The organism is Bacillus nitroreducens (assembly GCF_964021195.1).
On sequence record NZ_CAXHYI020000003.1, the window covers coordinates 3,234,281 to 3,252,360 of the forward strand.

The window sequence follows — 18,080 nt, forward strand, 5'->3', positions numbered from 1 at the left end:
TCTCACCTCCTAAACCGTGGCTAGTTGCCTTCGGTTAATATGAAAGGCAGCAATCCACTCTTGTTTTACCTCATAATTGAGGATGAAATCACGAATCATTTTTCCTGTTGCAGGGGCCAGAAGGATTCCATTGCGAAAATGACCACATGCAATAAAAATCCCTTCCTCTTCAGGATGTCTGCTGATAAATGGATGTCCATCAAAGGTGGTAGGCCGTAAGCCAGCTGTAAAACCATGAAACCTCCAGTCGGAAGAGGAGGGGAGCATCGTTTTTGCTCTATTTATTAAGGCTTCAACACTATTTAGACTAATTGAATCGCTCCAGTCATCCTGTAACATCGTTGCTCCTATCACCAATTGACCGTTGTTTCTTGGTACGATATAGGATTTATCATAAAACAATGTATGGTGTAAAAGGGGCTTATCATGTTGAACAATGATGCTTTCTCCCTTTACAGGTGATAACTGTTCAGAGATTCTTAGATTCTCTAAAAGAGGATTACTGTAAACACCAGTTGCTATGACGACATGCTTTGCATAGAAATGACCTTTTGATGTCTTCACTTTATACTGATTATGTCCATTTTCAATTTCATGAACATGACAATATTCAAAAATTGAGGCTCCAAGAACTTGCGCACTTTTAGTAAAAGCTTCACATGTATTTTTCGGATTCACATTTACATCGTCAGCAATATGCGCTGCACCTATCACATTCTTAGAAATGTCTGGAACTAACAGGTTGACTTCGTAGTCATTTAACCAATTTACAGTTGGTTGTTTTAATAGAGATACTAGACTTTGCAGATCTTGTTCTGTAAATGCTAGTTTTAGAATTCCACCTGTTCGATAACCAATATCTATCCCACTCAGCTCATAAAGTTCGTCTTTTAATTGTTTGTATTCTAGCTGACTGGATCTAGCGAACGGGAAGAAGAGAGAGAAATCACCGTCACTTTCTGAATGAGCTCCAAGCATACCAGCCGCGGCTTTTGTTGTTTTTTCACCTAGTTGTCCTTCATCTATTAGGGCAACATCCATTTGTTCTTTTGTTAAATAATAAGCAATGGAGGAACCAATGATCCCGCCACCTATAACAACTACATCATAGTTATTTTTCATCCTGAATCGCCTCGCTGACTTTTTTTGTTAGAGAATGGGGGTCATCTGCTGCAAAAATAGCAGACATGAGCGCAACTCCGTCAGCACCAACCTCTTTGACAGACGGTAATGTTTCCAAGGTAATTCCGCCAATAGCGTAAACAGGGATGTTAAGTTCTTTTTTTATCTGACTAAGAGGCTGGATTCCATTTGGTGGCAACCCTTTTTTACTGTTCGTTTCAAAGCAGTGGCCGTAGATGACATAATCTGCTCCATTTGCTTCGGCTTCTTTAGCTTTTTCAACGGAATGAACACTACAACCCACTAGGATGTGCGGGTACCGTTGTTTGACCAGTTTGACAGGTAGACCATGTTCAGGTAAATGCACCGTAGGAATGTTCATACAAAGCGCTACATCAAGGCGGTCATTTACAATGATTTTTTCTTTCTTAACACCGTTGCTAAGTAAGGAATCGATAAGAGACACAATGTTTTGTACCGATTTTGACTTTTCACGGATTTGTACGTAATCAATCACATCTTTTATAGAAATGATTTTTTCAGCAAGCGCTTTTACAGATTGCTGATCATCTGATACAGCCATTAATTTCATTTCATTTCTCCTTTTGTCGAACACCTTGTATCGAAAAAAGGGATATGTTCGGTTAAGTACAACAAAAAACCACTCTCCGATGTAGGAAAGTGGTTGATATGTATATGTATAGCTATCTTACTTAACCACATCCCTACGCAGGTACAAGCCTGTTCAGGTAATGAGGGTTTCAAAGTAACTACTTTTTTCTCAGCCCTTATCAAGGGTTCCCCTAGTGAAAACACAAAATATTAAGTTATATAATAAAGTTAACACACTTTAATTAGATTGAAAAGGGATATGTTTCCAAGATGGGATTTATACACGATTAGAGTTGATAGATCCATAAATAGGTGACAAAAGACCTTGATTGTCCCATCTTTTTCAACTAAAATGAAGGAATCGAACAGATGGTCTGAATCTCTATTAATTAGATTCAGGCCTTGATTTTTCATGTAAGAAAGGAACAACTAGATATGAATTCATCCAAGTATTTTTATAGATTTCTAGAACCGATTTCTAAAGAATTAGCCTTTTTAGCTGGTGAATTAGAAAACTCCATCTTTTCAAGCCCCCGTACCATGCTTACCCATTCCAGGGTATTAATAGAAAATATCCTTCAACAAGTTATGGAATATGAAAAAATAAAAGAAAATCCTCGTATTACATTAAAGGAAAGGCTTACCATGTTAGAGAACGAGGGAATTCTTACAACAGAAATTAGAGATGCACTTCATGTGGTTCGTCAACTTGGAAATCAGGCTTCACATGACAAGAGAAAGTTTCGTTATTCGGAGGCACTACTATCATGGGAAGCCATTTACAAGATTGTTAGGTGGTATGTCGAAGTCTATACCTCGTATTCAATCAAAGTACCAGAATATCAGGATCCAACACCTCCGAAGGAAGAGCGTTATGACATTACTGAACTGGAGCTACGACTAAAATCATTAGAGGCTTTACTAGTCGCATCTATGAAAAAAGAGCCTTTAGGTAAAAAAACACAAAAAGAAGTGGCAATTACAAAAACTGTCGCTCCATCAAAATTAGCAGAGCCAGGATACACAGCAATTCGAACAATCGAATATAAAGGGGAGACACTTGAAATTCCTTATTTCTTACGTGATGCCTTTTTACTTCCCCAACGCTTTGATAAGTCCGAAACATTTCTAATACGATTGGGGGCAGAACAACAAGCTCGAATTATGAGTGAGTTGCCTAGCAATCTCGAAAATTTGCATAAACATGTAAAACGATTTAATGAAAACAATGATAAGCAATTATTTGAGGAACTTCGCCTCTTCATTGAAGAAGAGAAGACTCGCCGAAAAGTGATCCTTGAACGACCAGGAGAACTCTTTTTATTTTATAAAGCAGATTATATTATTCTAACGGATCAAATGAAGGATATCCCACTCACAAAGGAAGAATTCCTTGGTATACCAAACCTTATTAAACAATTAAATGAAGATGGTATTCATACTGTAGGACAACTTCCAAAGGAACTAGTGATTCTTGGAAAATACAAGAATGTAGGAATTATAAACGTGAAGAGATTGTTTGAGCAATTGAAAGGGAAATAGTTTTATAGACAAATGAATCTTAACAAAGATGATGTACCCAGTTAGGGTGCATTTTTTTTGACGCAGTACATTCGATTGGGTTGGGATGCATATTTGATTCCAAATTGATATCGTGTACAGTTCTTCTCATTAAAAATTCTTCAAATAAATGGGTGAAAAAAGAAGGATTCTCTTACTTTTTGACGAATTTAAAGGAACATCAGAGATGGGAGGATAAGACTAGCGTGGCGACATATATCGAAACATTACTATTAAATATGCTTTTTTTAGTTGTCTTTCTCATATTTATTCCTTATTTAATAAAATCAAATGGTAAAAATTTTTCTGATCAATTTAAAGAGATACTTCAACTTATTTCGGTCATAGTTGCCATGATTTCTTGTATGTTCTTTCCATTTCATATTGGTAATGAGATTATTATGGACTTGCGGACGATCGCAATTATGTTCGGTGGCTTATATCTTGGAAGCAAGGCTAGTCTATCGCTCGTTACCATATTCATCGTCATTCGACTTTATTTAGGAGAACTAGGAAGTGGCTTTTATGCAGCAGCACTTACAGGTATCCTCATTTTAATTATATTATTTTTGATTCGCCAATCATTCAAAAGAGCAAGGAAACATAAGAGAATCCTGATCGCATGTAGTTTTTCGTTTTTTGTTAGCACAATTATATTAGTGATCCGCACTGTCGTATTCGGTCATTTACACCTATCAGACTATATGGTCATTATCATCTTTTTCTTGGTTCATTTACTCTGCACATTCTTTATTTTTTATTTTCGAGAATTGTTACAAGAAAGCTTGGATATGAATATGCAAGTGATAAAAGCTGAGAAATTAGAGGTAGTGAGTCACTTAGCCGCCAGCATATCTCATGAAGTCAGAAACCCTCTTACCGTCGTTAAAGGAATTTTACAAATCTATCTAAAGATGAATGGGAAATAGAAAAAAGAAAACAGTTTATAGAAATATCACTACAAGAAATTGACCGAGCAAATGATATTATTGGTAACTATTTAACTTTTGCAAAATCCGTTCATCAAGAATATGTAGTCGTTGAACTTGATCAAGAACTCATTCGTTCCATAAATGTGATCACGCCACTGGCAAATATGAACTGTGTAGACATACTGATGGCAATTCAACCTTGTCGTGTGAAAGGAGATCCACAGCTTTTGCAACAATGCTTCTTAAACATTACGAAAAATTGTATCGAAGCGATGCCGAGTGGTGGAAAGCTATCGATACGAACTGAAGAAGTAAATGATGGTGTTGTCATTGAGATAAATGATACAGGAGAAGGAATGTCGAATGAACAGCTTAAACGTTTAGATGAACCATTTTTTACAACTAAAGGCAGGGAAGGGACAGGCTTGGGTATGATGGCTGTCATTAAAATTATAAAACTCATGCAAGGGAAGCTTGATGTTACCAGCCATAAAGATGAAGGGACTCAATTCCGAATTTATTTCCCTCATCCTTCTGTTGGAATAGAGGGACAAGATAATGATCTGAAAACTAGATGAAATACGAATGGTTAGCAGTTCTACAATTCTGTTCAAGTTTGTAGTGCTGCTTTTTCAATTGTGAATTTCAACTTAGTAATAAATGAATTTGCCTATATCATGTGTACTAGGAGACGATATCCCACATCACAAGCTTGTAAATATGTTTAGGAAGTATACGATCCAAAGCAAGCGTTTACCTTGTCATTTTTACCCCCTATGCTATACTTTGATTGTTTGACTTAACAGCATGAGTAGGAGAGGAAAAAATGAATAAATATGCATGGGTCCGCAATCTTTATCTTTTTTATTCTGTCGTATTTTTACTTCAGATAATAAATGTTTTTATAGATAGCGAGACGTTTAACTACATACTGGGACTACTTGCTATGATCATGCTAATTGTGTCATTTCCTTTGGCATCGCGACTATTTAAAATTCTTGGAGGCTCGTTTCTACTCGTAGGGAGTTACTTGTTCTTTACGACAGGTCAGTCTATTCATGTTATTCCTAGTTTATTAACTTCGAATCTATCTTTACTGACTCTATTAGCAATGTTGCCCTGGATGAATAGCATTGTTCGGAGTGGAAGATTTGATCGGAATTTAAATCTCCTGATTAAAGTAAATGCCTCAGATTTAGGTAAGCTCTATCCACGTAGTTCACTTATTACGCATATACTTGCGGCTTTTTTGAACTTATCGGCTGCCACAATCTCACAAGATGTACTAAAGAGTATGTTGTCCTCTTATAGCAAAGACATTCGTGATTCTTTTATTACAACCGCATCGTTAAGGGGTTACTCATTAGCCCTTTTGTGGAGTCCGTTGGAGATAATGGTCGCAGTAGCAATATTGACGACAGGTGTTGAATATGTCACACTATTACCATGGCTCATTTTAATGGCGATTATTGCCTTTTTATTAGACTCTTTATTTGGGCGCCAATACTATAAAAAACACAAATTTGAAAATGAGAAATTACAAATTCATACAAAAATCAATAAAAAAGATCTAATTAAAAAAATGCTACAGTTTATTAGTGCACTGGTTTTGTTCCTGTTACTTGTCATTTTGATAGGAAGTTTGCTTCATTTAAGCTTTATTTTAACAGTCACACTCCTTATTTTCCCATTTGCATTTGTTTGGTCGTTAATGATGAAAAGAAGGCGAAGTTTTTGGATAATAGGATGGAATAATTGGAAAACAAAGACCAATTCGATGCAGAATTTTATTGTATTGTTTATCTCACTTTCCTTGTTTTCTACTAGTTTAGGAGATACTACGTTTTTGGAAGTTATTCAAAAACCCTTATCTTTTATTTCGAATCATCCCATGCTCATTTTATTTTTAATACAAGCGATTTTTGTTCTCCTTAGTATGTTTGGGATTCATCCAATTGCGACGGTGGGGATTTTAACTGGAATCACAACACCTCTACTAGAGGTCATGAATCCTGTAAGTATTGCTCTTGTTCTTATTACAGGATCCGTTGCTACATTCACAGTGGGTACATATGGATTACTAGTCACGTTAACCTCAATGAGTACGAAGCAAAATCCATTTCGAATTACGATTAGAAATATGCCTTTTGCAATCGGCATGGCAGTTCTAGGTACCCTTGTAGCGTATCTATTATTATAAGATTTTTGGGACAGAGGACTTCTGTCCCATTTTTTGTGGGTTGCCAGATTTGTCATATTATTTTAGAATATTAGAATTAGTTCATCTAATGTGATAATACTAGAATGAATGAATACATATACAAATCGGGGGTTTTTTGATGAAGGAATTATTTGAAAAGTTAGACGAAATCTATGACGAAATTGTTTCAATCCGACGTTATTTACATGAATATCCAGAGTTGTCTTTTGAAGAAACCAAAACAGCAGAATATATTGCAAATTACCATAAAAACCTTGGCCATGATGTTCGAACAGGTGTTGGAGGAAATGGAGTGGTAGCATATTTGAAAGGGGAGCGCCCAGGTCCGACTGTTGCTTTACGTGCTGATTTTGATGCCCTCCCAATTTTTGAGCAAACGGGTCTACCATTTAAATCAAAAAATGATGGTGTCATGCATGCCTGTGGTCATGACGGGCATACCGCTACATTACTAGGATTAGCGAAAGTGTTAAATAGTATAAAAGCAGAAATTGGCGGGACTGTTGTTTTTATTCATCAGCATGCAGAGGAACTACCACCAGGTGGTGCCATTTCAATGATTGAGGATGGCTGTTTAGAGGGGGTCGATGTCATTTTCGGAACGCATTTACAGGCACAAATGCCGCTTGGTGAAATTGGTTATCGAGTAGGTGCCATTCAGGCAGCTCCAGACCGTTTTGATATTAAAATACAAGGACGTGGAGGGCATGGTGCATATCCACATCAGACCATTGATAGTATTGTTGTTGGTGGTCAGCTTATCAATAACCTCCAACAAATTGTTAGTCGTAAGATCGATCCATTAGATTCTGCGGTTGTATCCGTGACTTCTTTTGAAGCAAAAAATCCGTACAATGTGATTGCTGATTATGCAGAAATGACTGGTACAGTTCGTACTTTCAAAGAAGAGACTCGAGATTTTATCGAACAAGAAATGGAACGCGTTGTTCGTGGGACATGTAACGTCAATGGAGCAAGTTTTGATTTTACCTATACTCGTGGATATCCGACATTGATTAATCATAAAGAAGAAACAGAATTTGTTGCAGAGCAAGCTGCAGGAGTTCCTGGTGTCATCAAGGTAGTAGAGACAGAACCAGTAATGGGGGGAGAAGACTTTGCTTATTATTTACAACATGTAAAAGGTACATTCTTCTTTACAGGTGCAGAGAATCCGGATTGGACGGACTCCTTCCCACATCATCATCCAAAATTCGATATTGATGAGCGTGCTTTGTTAATCGCAGCAAAGGTTCTAGGAAAAGCAACACTAGAATATATGAAAGTCCATGCAAAAGAAGCTGTAACAGAAGCAATCAAATAGGATTCAATTTTTAGAAGTAGGATCAAAACGCCAACTGGCATTTGATAAATAACAACATGATTTAACTAGGGGGAATAGCTATGAGTGATAATGCTAAGATTCTATGGAAGGATTGGCGTTTACACCTACTTGTGTTTGCTATTGTAGTGGTAACCGAATTAATTGGTACGCATCAAATTCCAGTAGGTGCAGGTGTCATTTTATTATTACCTATGCTTTACGCTGTGATTATTGGAATTGCTGTTTATTTTACTCCACTTGTTACAGATAAGATGTCTAAAAACGCAGAAAATCTTGTGTTTATTTCGGTAACATTATTAATTGCAAAATTTGGTGTACAAGCGGGTCCAGCATTGCCGCAACTAATTGAAGCAGGTCCAGCCTTAATGTTACAAGAACTAGGAAACTTAGGCACCATTTTGATTGCATTACCATTGGCGGTCATCTTAGGGTTAAAAAGAGAAGCAATCGGTATGACACACTCAATCGGAAGGGAACCCAATTTAGCCCTTATTACGGATAAGTATGGTCTCTCCTCTCCAGAGGGGCGTGGTGTGATGGCGATTTACATATTCGGTACGGTATTCGGTTCGATTTTCTTAGGTCTCATTTCAGGTTTTTTAGCTACCGCAACACCACTTCATCCATACTCATTTGCGATGGCAACAGGGGTAGGGAGTGGGAGTATGGCTGCAGCTGCACTTGGACCACTTGTTGCCGCTTATCCAGAAATGGCCGACACGATTACAGCCTTTTCGGGTGCTAGTAACCTGTTAACAACGGTAACGGGATTGTATGCAAGTATTTTCATAGGCTTACCATTAACGGAAAAACTATATAAAGTTCTTACAAGGATGAGAAATCAAAAAACTGTTGACTCTAATTCAAAGGGGGCGAAATAACCAATGCTAAAAAGTATTCAGGAATGGGTTTTCTTATTTATCATTTGTTCATTTTCAGTTCTTGCAGGAAATTGGATTGGTTATGAAGTGATGCCTCTCGATGCAATTCCAGGTTTACTAGTATTAGTTGGAATTAGTTTACTCGGATTAATTATTCATAAAGCCATTCCTTATAAGAAAGTTCCAAGTATCGCATACATTGGAATTTTAGCTTTTATTATTACAATTCCAGGAATGCCATTCCAAGAAAAAATTGTGGAATGGACCTCGCAAGTGAATCTATTAGCGATTGCTACACCAATCTTAGCGTATGCAGGGATCTCCATTGGCCGCTCTTGGGCAGACTTCGCTAAGCTTGGCTGGAAAACCATTATCATCGGAATGTGCGTAATTTTAGGAACATACTTAGGTTCCGCCATCGTATCTGAAATAATCTTACGTATTCAAGGAATCATCTAACGATTCATGGGACAGGAGTAGACCTGTCCCATTTTTTGTTATATTTTAAGGCTAACACTATTTCAAAGCTGTTATTCCATTATTAATAATGTTATTGATTAACGCCGCAAGTTCTTTCGGTGATTTATCCATCCCATTTTTTAACCAGTTTTTTATCACATATATGCTACCACTGATAATAAAAGTTGTAATGTATTCAGATATATCATCCTCAAGATAACTACCCGCCCAGTTTTTCATGACATAACGATGAAAAATTGCCATCACTTTTTGCTGGAAGGGAGTATCTCCCCTATCATCCAATAAGATTTGAAAGATATCTTGCTTTGTCACGATATAGTCAAGTAATTTTTCAGTCACATGTAGAGATTGATCTTCTTTGTCAAAATCATATTGATCAAGGTATGTAATCATATCTTTAGTTATTTCTTCCTCCATTTTTTCAAGTAGGTCAAATTGATCGGAGTAGTGGGCATAGAAGGTAGAGCGATTTATATCGGCTTCCTCACATACTTCCTTCACAGTTATTGTCGAAATAGGTTTTATTTTAAGTAGCTTCATAAGGCTTTCCTTCAGGACCATACGAGTATATTGTTTTCGCCTATCCATCTTAGAAGAAGTCATTTTACTCCATCTCCTCATTTATTTATCCAACACATTTTGATGATGTGTTGGAAAACGTACTTATATTACTAAACTGTTTGTTGAATACCCAACACGGTGTCGATATAATATTAAGGAAGATTTGATGGCTTTGCAAGAGAGGGTGAATCACAATAGGTATTGCAGCACAAATTATAAAACATAAAAAATCCGTTGTCATAACGTTTATGATACTCACCATAGTTGCTGTCATTGTACAGTTTGGTGTTACAGTTAACTACAATATGGTTGATTATTTGCCTGAAGATGCACCATCGGTAACGGCAATGGACATCATGGAGGAGGAATTTGAAGGAGCCGTCCCAAATACGAGGGTGATGATTCAAGATGTAAGCATACAAGAAGCGCTCATTTATAAAGATAAGCTTTCAGCAATCGATGGCGTATCTGATGTTACATGGTTAGATGATGCACTTGACCTGAAGACTCCAATCGAAATGGCCGATAAGGAAACAGTAGAATCTTATTATAAGGACAACAATGCACTTTTTTCTTTAAGTATTCGTGAGGGAGAAGAGGTTGCGATAACTGATGCGATATATGAACTTATTGGTGAAGAAAATGCGATGGCTGGAGAGGCGTTAGATACGGCGACTTCGCAAAAAATGGCTGGCCAAGAGTCGTTATACGCAGGGCTTTTATTGGTTCCAATTATCATCATTATTTTAGTTCTTTCAACAACTTCATGGGTTGAACCATTGTTTTTCCTAACAGCAATTGGCGTTTCTGTCCTCATTAACCTTGGTACGAACATTTTCCTTGGGGAGGTTTCCTTTGTAACTCAATCCGTTGCACCGATTCTTCAACTAGCAGTGTCACTCGATTATGCGATATTTTTACTTCATAGTTTTTCTGATTATCGCAAAAAAGTTGCGAATCCAGAAGAAGCCATGCAGCTAGCGATGAGAGATTCATTTCCAGCAATAGCAGCAAGTGCGCCTACCACATTCTTTGGATTTATCGCGCTGTCTTTTATGAATTTCGAAATTGGATCCGATTTAGGAACAAATCTTGTTAAAGGGATACTATTAAGCTTTATTAGCGTGATGGTTTTTCTACCAGCTTTAACTCTTGTGTTTTATAAATGGATTGATAAAACACAGCATAAGTCAGTTATTCCGAGCTTCAAAGGCGTTGGCCGTTTTGTCGTGAAAATTCGTATTCTAAGTTTATTACTTGTTTTATTATTAATTGTTCCAGCGTTTTTAGCACAAAGTCAGACGAACTTCACCTATGGACTTGGTGATCAACCAGAGTCTACCCGAGCTGGCAGTGATAAAGTAAAAATTCAAGAACAATTTGGTGCATACACTCCGATGGTGTTACTTGTACCAAAAGGGGATATGCCAAAGGAACAGGAACTTGTCCAAGAGATAAACGAGTTAGAAGAGGTATCAAGTGTTCTATCTTATGTGAATACAGTTAGTCCAGCGATTCCACCTGAGTATCTAGATGAATCGATAACGGAACAATTTTATTCAGATCATTTCAGTCGAATTATCATTCATACAACAACCAAAAATGAAGGGGAAGAGGCGTTTGCAGTTGTTGAAAGGATTCAACAACTTGCAAAAGATTATTACGGGGATGAAGCTTATTCACTTGGAGAAAGTGTAACCTTGTATGATATTAAAAATACGGTTCAAGAAGATAACACATTTGTAAACTTATTAACCGTATTGACAATCGCGATTGTTCTCCTTGTGACATTTAAATCAATTTCGTTCCCTATAGTTCTTCTACTCGCGATTCAAGCATCAGTGTGGGTCAATCTTTCCGTCCCATATTTTACAGATTCTTCATTAGTATATGTTGGTTATTTGATCATTAGCACTGTGCAGCTTTCAGCAACGGTGGATTATGGAATTTTGTTAACAGAAAATTATACGGGTAATAGGAGAAAAATGTCTGCACTTGAAGCGATAAAGAAATCTTTGGACGAGAAGATTTTTTCAATTGGTATCTCTGCAGCGATTTTATCAAGTGTTGGATTTATTTTATCGATCACGTCTTCGAATCCAATTGTTTCATCCATTGGATTATTGCTTGGAAGAGGGGCGTTGCTTGCGTTCATCATGGTTGTATTATTCCTACCAGCGGTACTCTTGGTATTCGATAAGGTGATTGAAAAAACAACTTGGAAAGCAAATTTCTATAAGGAGAAATGAGGATGAAGAGAATCAGGAAGCTATTTATTGTTTTATTAACCATTACTCTTGTATTGTCGCCATTTCTTGTTACTGCTGATTCAAATGAAGAAATCAGCTCTTCCAAAGATGAAGTAGTTTATGCCACACTAAGCCCGACTGGTGAGCAACAAAAGATTTATGTCGTGAATACATTAGATAATGAAAAAGCAGGAAAGATTGTCGATTATGGATCATATTCAACTTTAAAAAATCTAACAGATTTATCAGAGATTATTCAAAAAGAGGATAAAGTAGAGATAGATGCACCAGAAGGTAAATTTTATTATCAAGGTATGATGAATGACAAATCTCTACCGTGGGATATCTCTATTACTTATCTATTAAATGAGAAAGAAGTGAAGCCTGATCAATTAGCTGGTAAAGACGGAAAACTCGAGATAAAAATAACGACGTCTGCAAATGAAAAGGTCAACCCAGTCTTTTATACAAACTATTTACTACAAATTTCTTTGACTCTCGATCCTGAAGTTTATCAAAATATTGAAGCAGAAAAAGGAATGTTGGCCAATGCAGGTAAGAATAAGCAAGTAACCTTTACAGTTATGCCTGAAAAAGAAGAAGAACTCGTTCTCGTCGCGGATGTGGTCAACTTTGAGTTAGACGGAATCAATATCACAGCTGTTCCATCCTCTATGGCCATCGATGTTCCTGATATGGATGAAATGACAGGGGACATGGCCTCTTTATCTGATGCGATACTTCAACTTCATAATGGTGTAGGTGAATTAAAGAATGGAGTTTCTGTATTAAACAACGGGATATATGGGCTTCGTAATGGTTCTGAACAGTTTAAGAATGGGATGTCTAGCATTCGTGATGCGTCGAGTGATCTTGTCAATGGCTCTCAAGAAATGAATAAAGCACTCGAGCAAATCAGTCAGTCATTAAGTATTGAACCAGAAAATATGAATCTTGGTGAATTTGAAAAATTAACGAGTGGACTTTTACAAATTGCTAGCAGTCTAAGAGGTACTGTGACAGAATTAGAGACCGTACAAAGCAACTATGCCACTTCTTATCGTGCGTTGGAACAAGCAATAGCTGCCATTCCTAGTTCAAAACTGACCGAGGAAGAAATAGCTGAACTCAAGTCAAGTGACGCAAATCAAGAAGTAGTTAATACATTACTTGAAACGTATAAAGCTGCACAAACCACAAAAGGAACATTTACCAATGTACAACCTATGCTTTTGGCTGTTCCTGATCTTTTAGATGGATTGAGTAAAGGGTTAACCGAAGTGGCTAGCAATTTGGAGTTGATGGGAACTGAAGTTTCAAAAGAAATAGAGACATCAGACATAGCGTCTTCTCTTATGCAATTACAAAACGGGCTAGCAGAGTTATCTGCAAACTATAAAACACTTCATTCGGGTTTGGTTGAGTATACCAAAGGAGTTAATCAAGCCTCTGACTCTTATCTTGAGTTGCATAATGGAATCGTAAAAATATCAGACGGTACAGGCGACTTAGAGAAGGGTGTCGATGAACTTCATAACGGTACAGGTGAATTACATAAATCTACAAATGATTTACCAGAACAAATGAAAGAAGAAATAGACCGCATGATTTCGGAATTTGATAAATCTGATTTTGAGCCAGTATCCTTTGTATCCGACCAAAACCGAAACGTCAATCTTGTACAATTTGTCATTAAAACTGAAAGCATCAAACCAATCGAAACGAAACCAACAGAAGTAAAGGAGAAAAACGAAGAAAAAAGCTTCTGGACCCGTCTACTCGAACTCTTTAAATAAGAGAGAAATAGTAAGACTGTGGTGTATAGGTAGAACCAATTCTCCTTATTCCAAAAAGAGGTAGCATTTTGCGAGGCAGCTGAAAAACTTACGTTTTTTATAGGTGATTAAATTGATAAATCAAAAAAGACGACTAAAATTCATTTTTTGAATTAAAAGTCGTCTTTTTTATGCATATGATACCATTTCACCCTGGGTTATTACCCTAATGTTTTAAAATCCGCTTTATATTTACCGTAAATATCGCCATGGCACCTTGTAATTCCATGCCAATTAGACCCGAGGATTTCGCTACATCATACCCGTGTCTGTGTTTTAATTCGCTATTTTTAGCTTCTATTTTATACCGCTCTTTGGATTTTTCTTTAAAATAGTCGCTTTCCTGAAATTCCATCTGTTCAGTATGTACATTTGATTTAATACTAACAGAATAAGTTTTACTTTTAGCACCTTCCTTATAACAACCTTCTTTAAATGGACAGTGTTTACACTTTTCGATATCAAAATAATAGGTATCCACTTGATTGGCAGCTACGCCTTTTTTACCTTGTCGAGCTTTGCGAATGGCCATATGTCCTGCCTTACAGACATACATTCCAGCATCTTTATTACATTCAAATACATCCTCTTTCTTACGAGTACCTTGAGTAACAGATGGGTTTAATTTAGCAACTAGTTTTATTTCCTTCTTTTCAGTGTAGGCTGCATCACTAATAACTGTTTCAACATCTATTCCAGCTTTTTTACTTTTTTCTATGAGTGTCTCAAGTTGTTTTCCATCATTTTTCTCACCTGAAGTAACTGCCGCGGCTGTGACAATGCGTTCCTCGCTCATCGCAAGATGTGTTTTGAATCCAAAGAAGGCAGTATCGGCACTTTTGTGCCCTATTTTTGCATCTTGATCCTCGGAAATCTGTAAGTGTTCAATATCATCCTCGACAGTTTCTTTCAATAAATTTAATTGTTCCTTAACTTTGGGGTACTGAACAAGAGTTTCTTCCTACTCAATTACATCTATAAGTTTTTGACTGTACTCAATTTCATCTTCTAGGGCATCAATTGTAGTTTTATTAGGAAACTTATCTTTCATTGTTTCATCTATTTGGTATACAGCTTTTCGTAACTTTCTTGAGGATCCATTAAGATTTCTTTAGGTGATTTTTGGTTATACCGTGCTTTTGTGTGGGTAGCATCTACTATAATACTTTTACTTTTGATGATTTCCTTTTCAATCGCAATTTCTACAGTTTTATTGATTAACAAATCTAATAGGTCAACATTTTTTAAACGCAGTTTTCGAAATTTAGTTAAAGAACTCGGATCAATCACTGGCTCTTCAGGAGCCATATCTAAAAAATACTTAAAGGACATGTCGTACTTAGAACGCTCGACAATATCAACATCAGACAAGTCATGGATAGTCTTTAGCAATAAATATTTGAACATGCGAATAGGGTCGACAGCATTTCGACCGTTATCATGACAGTAATTTTCCTTAAGCTCTTCATATACGAAAGAGAAGTCCACAAGTTCATTAATTTTCCGTAGCATATTATCCTGCGGAACGACAATATCATAGATTTGCATAAACGGACTAAAAGTCATTGCTTGTTGTTTTTGAATCATAGAACCCACCCACATAGAATTGATACAACCATTAACAATGAAAAAAGGTATTATTTTCTCAAATTCAGAGAAAATAATACCTTTTTAACTAATGTTGATTGGAGCGGAAGGCACGAGACTCCTGCGGAAAAGCGTGGCCAGGGGAGACCCCGCAGGAGCACAGCGACGAGGAGGCTCCCGGACCGCCCGCGGAAAGCGAGTGGCTGCAGCGGAAATCAACACTAATTTTAGAAAGGGACTTTTTCAGTGCCCTCCATTTTGCTTACCTCTTTTTTCTATTGAATCAAAGAGAGAAAGTTAATAGCCTTTCCCAGAAACTAACACTTTTCGACACATCCCTAGAGGTATAATGGAAAAAACTCAAAAAATAGGGAGGGACAATTCTTGCTAGATTCTAGTCATGAGTTCTATTTAAGTCATGCTGAAAGGCAATTAATTATAAAAGGGATTAAAGACGGTTTAGAGCATTTTTATAAAGATAGAGAGGGAAAGCCGAATCTCATCACCGAAAGAAATTTCATCTCCAGACAACGCGCCTCATATGTGTTCAACTCAATCTACAATATTGCAAACCAACACCCAGAATTGAATGTTACTCCAGAAATAAGAACAGCTGGTCTTTCATACGAATATGTTTCGCTCTTTTTTGAAACAAGGAAAATAGTCGTTACCTTTAGCCAAGTCAAACGGCCAGAAGATTTACCCGAATATAGTGAATACCGAAATGAATATACGGAAGGAAATCGCATTTATAACCCGCAATTATCCTTTTTCCGTGAAGAGGATGAATATCATCTAAATGTCTATAAACATCTCGTCGTAACATTTAATGGTTCACACGGACCAGATCCACTATTTGTTTGTATTGGAGCTACAACTCCTGGGCAAAATGCATGGATTTATCATGAAGAACTCTCAATAGATGTTGAGGTTGGGAGTTAAGCCCCATCGAATCGTATAGCAGGTCACTTATCCATATTGATACTATTCATTATAACAGTAACGGGACTGTGTCAAGACACAGTCTCTTATTTTTTGCTCAATATGTAAAAGTATTTTATGGTACATACTAATGAAATAAATCAAATTTATACTAGTATCGGAACATGTATGGTATTTTATTGATATCGCATTTAAAGGAAGTGAATACATGCATAATTTAAACCCAGCCATTCATTTTAACAAGGTTAATTTTCATGCAGATGATAAACATATTTTAAAGAATATTACAGGCTCTTTTTATGAAGGAACGATTACATCTTTAGTAGGACCGTCGGGAGCAGGGAAGTCTACACTCCTGAAATTATGTAACGGACTTTTATCAGCAACTTCTGGTGAAATTCACATTAAAGATAAGAAAATCGATACATATGAGCCAGTGGAACTTCGTCGGATTGTTGGAATCGCATTGCAAAATGCACCAATGGTGAACGGAACTGTTTTTCATAATTTAGAATTACCTTTGAAACTTCAAGCAAAAAAACTGGAAGTTAAAACAGCGAAGGATTTATTAGATGACGTTGGGTTAGATGAAGAATATCTACATCGAGATGTACGTGATTTATCTGGTGGTCAACGACAAAAAGTATCCATTGCACGAACACTTGTCAACCAACCTAAAATTTTGTTGTTGGATGAGATTACATCGGCACTTGATCGAGTCTCCAAACACGAAATTGAAGAGCTCATTGTAAAAATAAACAAGAAGTACAAAGTAACGATGCTCTGGATTACCCATAACCTGCAACAAGCGATAGACATAGGTCACTATGTATGGGTCTTAATGGAAGGGGAAGTCATTGAAACAGGAAAAAGTACCATATTAAAATCTCCTACTCACGAAAGAGTAAAGCAATTTGTAAAGGGGGAGATGGAATGAGCACACTCGCCTTAGCCATTGCACTAATTTTTGTACTGATCCCAATTTTTCTGTCGAAAACATTTAACCTAGGACTGGAGAAAGATACAACAATTGCAGTCGTACGATCAATCATTCAATTGTTTGCAGTTGGGTATATTTTAAAATTTGTTTTTGATACAGAAAGCCTTATTTATATATTCCTAATGGTCTTCGTTATGATTGTAGCGGCCACACAGAATGCAAGGAAAAAAGGGAAGACTATTAAAGGAATTACTTGGAAGATTGCACTGACATTAGTATTTATGGAAGTACTCACTCAATCGATCCTACTTGGATTTAACATTACACCTGCAACAGCACAATACATTATTCCAATAAGTGGGATGGTTGTTGGGAATTCGATGGTACTGGCAATCCTGTTTTTAAATCGATTTACTTCAGAAGTAGATACGCATCAGGAACAAACGGAACTAATTCTCTCCTTAGGAGGAACACCGAAACAAGCCATCCATACACAACTCATTACAGCCATTAAGGCAAGTATGATTCCAACGATTGAGAGCCAAAAAACAATCGGACTTGTTCAACTACCTGGTATGATGAGTGGTCAAATTATTGCGGGTGCAAGTCCAGTTCAAGCCGTTCAATTTCAATTACTCGTCCTCTTTCTACTATTAACAACTGCAGCTGTCACAAGCATCATGCTCGGATTTTTATGCTATCCTACACTATTTAATCAGAGAATGCAGTTTTTGAAGATACGGTAATTAATCAAAAATGCCTGAACCCTTTTCACGTAACACGTAAAGGCTCAGGCATTTATTATATTTGTAT

General features: G+C 36.9%; 15 protein-coding genes, 1 pseudogene and 1 riboswitch. Of the genes and pseudogenes, 12 read left to right on the plus strand and 4 right to left on the minus strand.

The features are described 5' to 3' along the window. Positions 1-9: 9 nt before the first annotated feature. Both thiO and ACWPVE_RS19720 read right to left on the minus strand, forming a co-directional pair. A complete protein-coding gene (gene thiO / locus ACWPVE_RS19715; protein WP_453996359.1) occupies positions 10-1,122 on the minus strand; it encodes a glycine oxidase ThiO in 1,113 nt (370 codons plus the stop codon). Continuing rightward, positions 1,112-1,714, minus strand: coding sequence for a thiamine phosphate synthase (locus tag ACWPVE_RS19720; RefSeq protein WP_453996361.1), 603 nt, complete (start codon positions 1,712-1,714; stop codon positions 1,112-1,114). The genes thiO and ACWPVE_RS19720 overlap by 11 nt, the downstream gene beginning before the upstream one ends. A gap of 113 nt (positions 1,715-1,827) precedes the next feature. Further along, positions 1,828-1,937, minus strand: a riboswitch (TPP riboswitch). 232 nt (positions 1,938-2,169) lie between these two features. Here ACWPVE_RS19720 and ACWPVE_RS19725 point away from each other — a divergent pair. The 7 genes from ACWPVE_RS19725 (at position 2,170) to ACWPVE_RS19755 (ending at position 9,132) form a co-directional block, all read left to right on the plus strand. Next, entirely contained in the window at positions 2,170-3,276 is a 1,107-nt protein-coding gene (locus ACWPVE_RS19725) for a DUF4145 domain-containing protein (RefSeq protein WP_453996363.1), read from the plus strand. Between the two features lie 224 nt (positions 3,277-3,500). Then, on the plus strand, positions 3,501-4,223 hold the full coding sequence (locus ACWPVE_RS19730; protein ID WP_453996365.1) for a LytS/YhcK type 5TM receptor domain-containing protein: 723 nt from the start codon (positions 3,501-3,503) through the stop codon (positions 4,221-4,223). 188 nt (positions 4,224-4,411) lie between these two features. After that, positions 4,412-4,804 (plus strand): ATP-binding protein, encoded by a 393-nt coding sequence (locus ACWPVE_RS19735; protein WP_453996367.1) that lies wholly within the window; start codon positions 4,412-4,414, stop codon positions 4,802-4,804. Between the two features lie 248 nt (positions 4,805-5,052). After that, positions 5,053-6,426: a hypothetical protein gene (locus ACWPVE_RS19740; protein WP_453996369.1), complete on the plus strand. Its 1,374-nt coding sequence runs from the start codon at positions 5,053-5,055 to the stop codon at positions 6,424-6,426. Between the two features lie 139 nt (positions 6,427-6,565). Further along, positions 6,566-7,771, plus strand: a complete 1,206-nt coding sequence (locus ACWPVE_RS19745; RefSeq protein ID WP_453996371.1) for a M20 family metallopeptidase — start codon at positions 6,566-6,568, stop codon at positions 7,769-7,771. A gap of 80 nt (positions 7,772-7,851) precedes the next feature. Further along, positions 7,852-8,673: a DUF3100 domain-containing protein gene (locus ACWPVE_RS19750; protein ID WP_453996373.1), complete on the plus strand. Its 822-nt coding sequence runs from the start codon at positions 7,852-7,854 to the stop codon at positions 8,671-8,673. 3 nt (positions 8,674-8,676) lie between these two features. Then, a complete protein-coding gene (locus tag ACWPVE_RS19755) occupies positions 8,677-9,132 on the plus strand; it encodes a hypothetical protein (protein ID WP_453996375.1) in 456 nt (151 codons plus the stop codon). A gap of 57 nt (positions 9,133-9,189) precedes the next feature. On the opposite strand, the gene ACWPVE_RS19760 is transcribed toward ACWPVE_RS19755, so the two are convergent. After that, on the minus strand, positions 9,190-9,756 hold the full coding sequence (locus ACWPVE_RS19760) for a TetR-like C-terminal domain-containing protein (RefSeq protein ID WP_453996377.1): 567 nt from the start codon (positions 9,754-9,756) through the stop codon (positions 9,190-9,192). Between the two features lie 206 nt (positions 9,757-9,962). Between ACWPVE_RS19760 and ACWPVE_RS19765 the strand changes: the two genes are divergently transcribed. Then, positions 9,963-11,963 (plus strand): efflux RND transporter permease subunit, encoded by a 2,001-nt coding sequence (locus tag ACWPVE_RS19765; RefSeq protein WP_453996379.1) that lies wholly within the window; start codon positions 9,963-9,965, stop codon positions 11,961-11,963. A gap of 2 nt (positions 11,964-11,965) precedes the next feature. Further along, positions 11,966-13,759: a YhgE/Pip domain-containing protein gene (locus tag ACWPVE_RS19770; RefSeq protein WP_453996381.1), complete on the plus strand. Its 1,794-nt coding sequence runs from the start codon at positions 11,966-11,968 to the stop codon at positions 13,757-13,759. 205 nt (positions 13,760-13,964) lie between these two features. Here ACWPVE_RS19770 and ACWPVE_RS19775 read toward each other — a convergent pair. Continuing rightward, positions 13,965-15,385: pseudogene (locus tag ACWPVE_RS19775) on the minus strand (IS1182 family transposase). A 384-nt stretch (positions 15,386-15,769) separates the two neighbouring features. Here ACWPVE_RS19775 and ACWPVE_RS19780 point away from each other — a divergent pair. The 3 genes from ACWPVE_RS19780 (at position 15,770) to ACWPVE_RS19790 (ending at position 18,013) form a co-directional block, all read left to right on the plus strand. Beyond that, a complete protein-coding gene (locus tag ACWPVE_RS19780) occupies positions 15,770-16,327 on the plus strand; it encodes a hypothetical protein (RefSeq protein ID WP_453996383.1) in 558 nt (185 codons plus the stop codon). A gap of 208 nt (positions 16,328-16,535) precedes the next feature. Continuing rightward, entirely contained in the window at positions 16,536-17,264 is a 729-nt protein-coding gene (locus tag ACWPVE_RS19785) for an ABC transporter ATP-binding protein (RefSeq protein ID WP_453996385.1), read from the plus strand. Beyond that, positions 17,261-18,013, plus strand: a complete 753-nt coding sequence (locus ACWPVE_RS19790) for an ABC transporter permease (RefSeq protein ID WP_453996387.1) — start codon at positions 17,261-17,263, stop codon at positions 18,011-18,013. Before ACWPVE_RS19785 ends, ACWPVE_RS19790 begins: the two co-directional genes overlap by 4 nt. Positions 18,014-18,080: the final 67 nt, after the last annotated feature.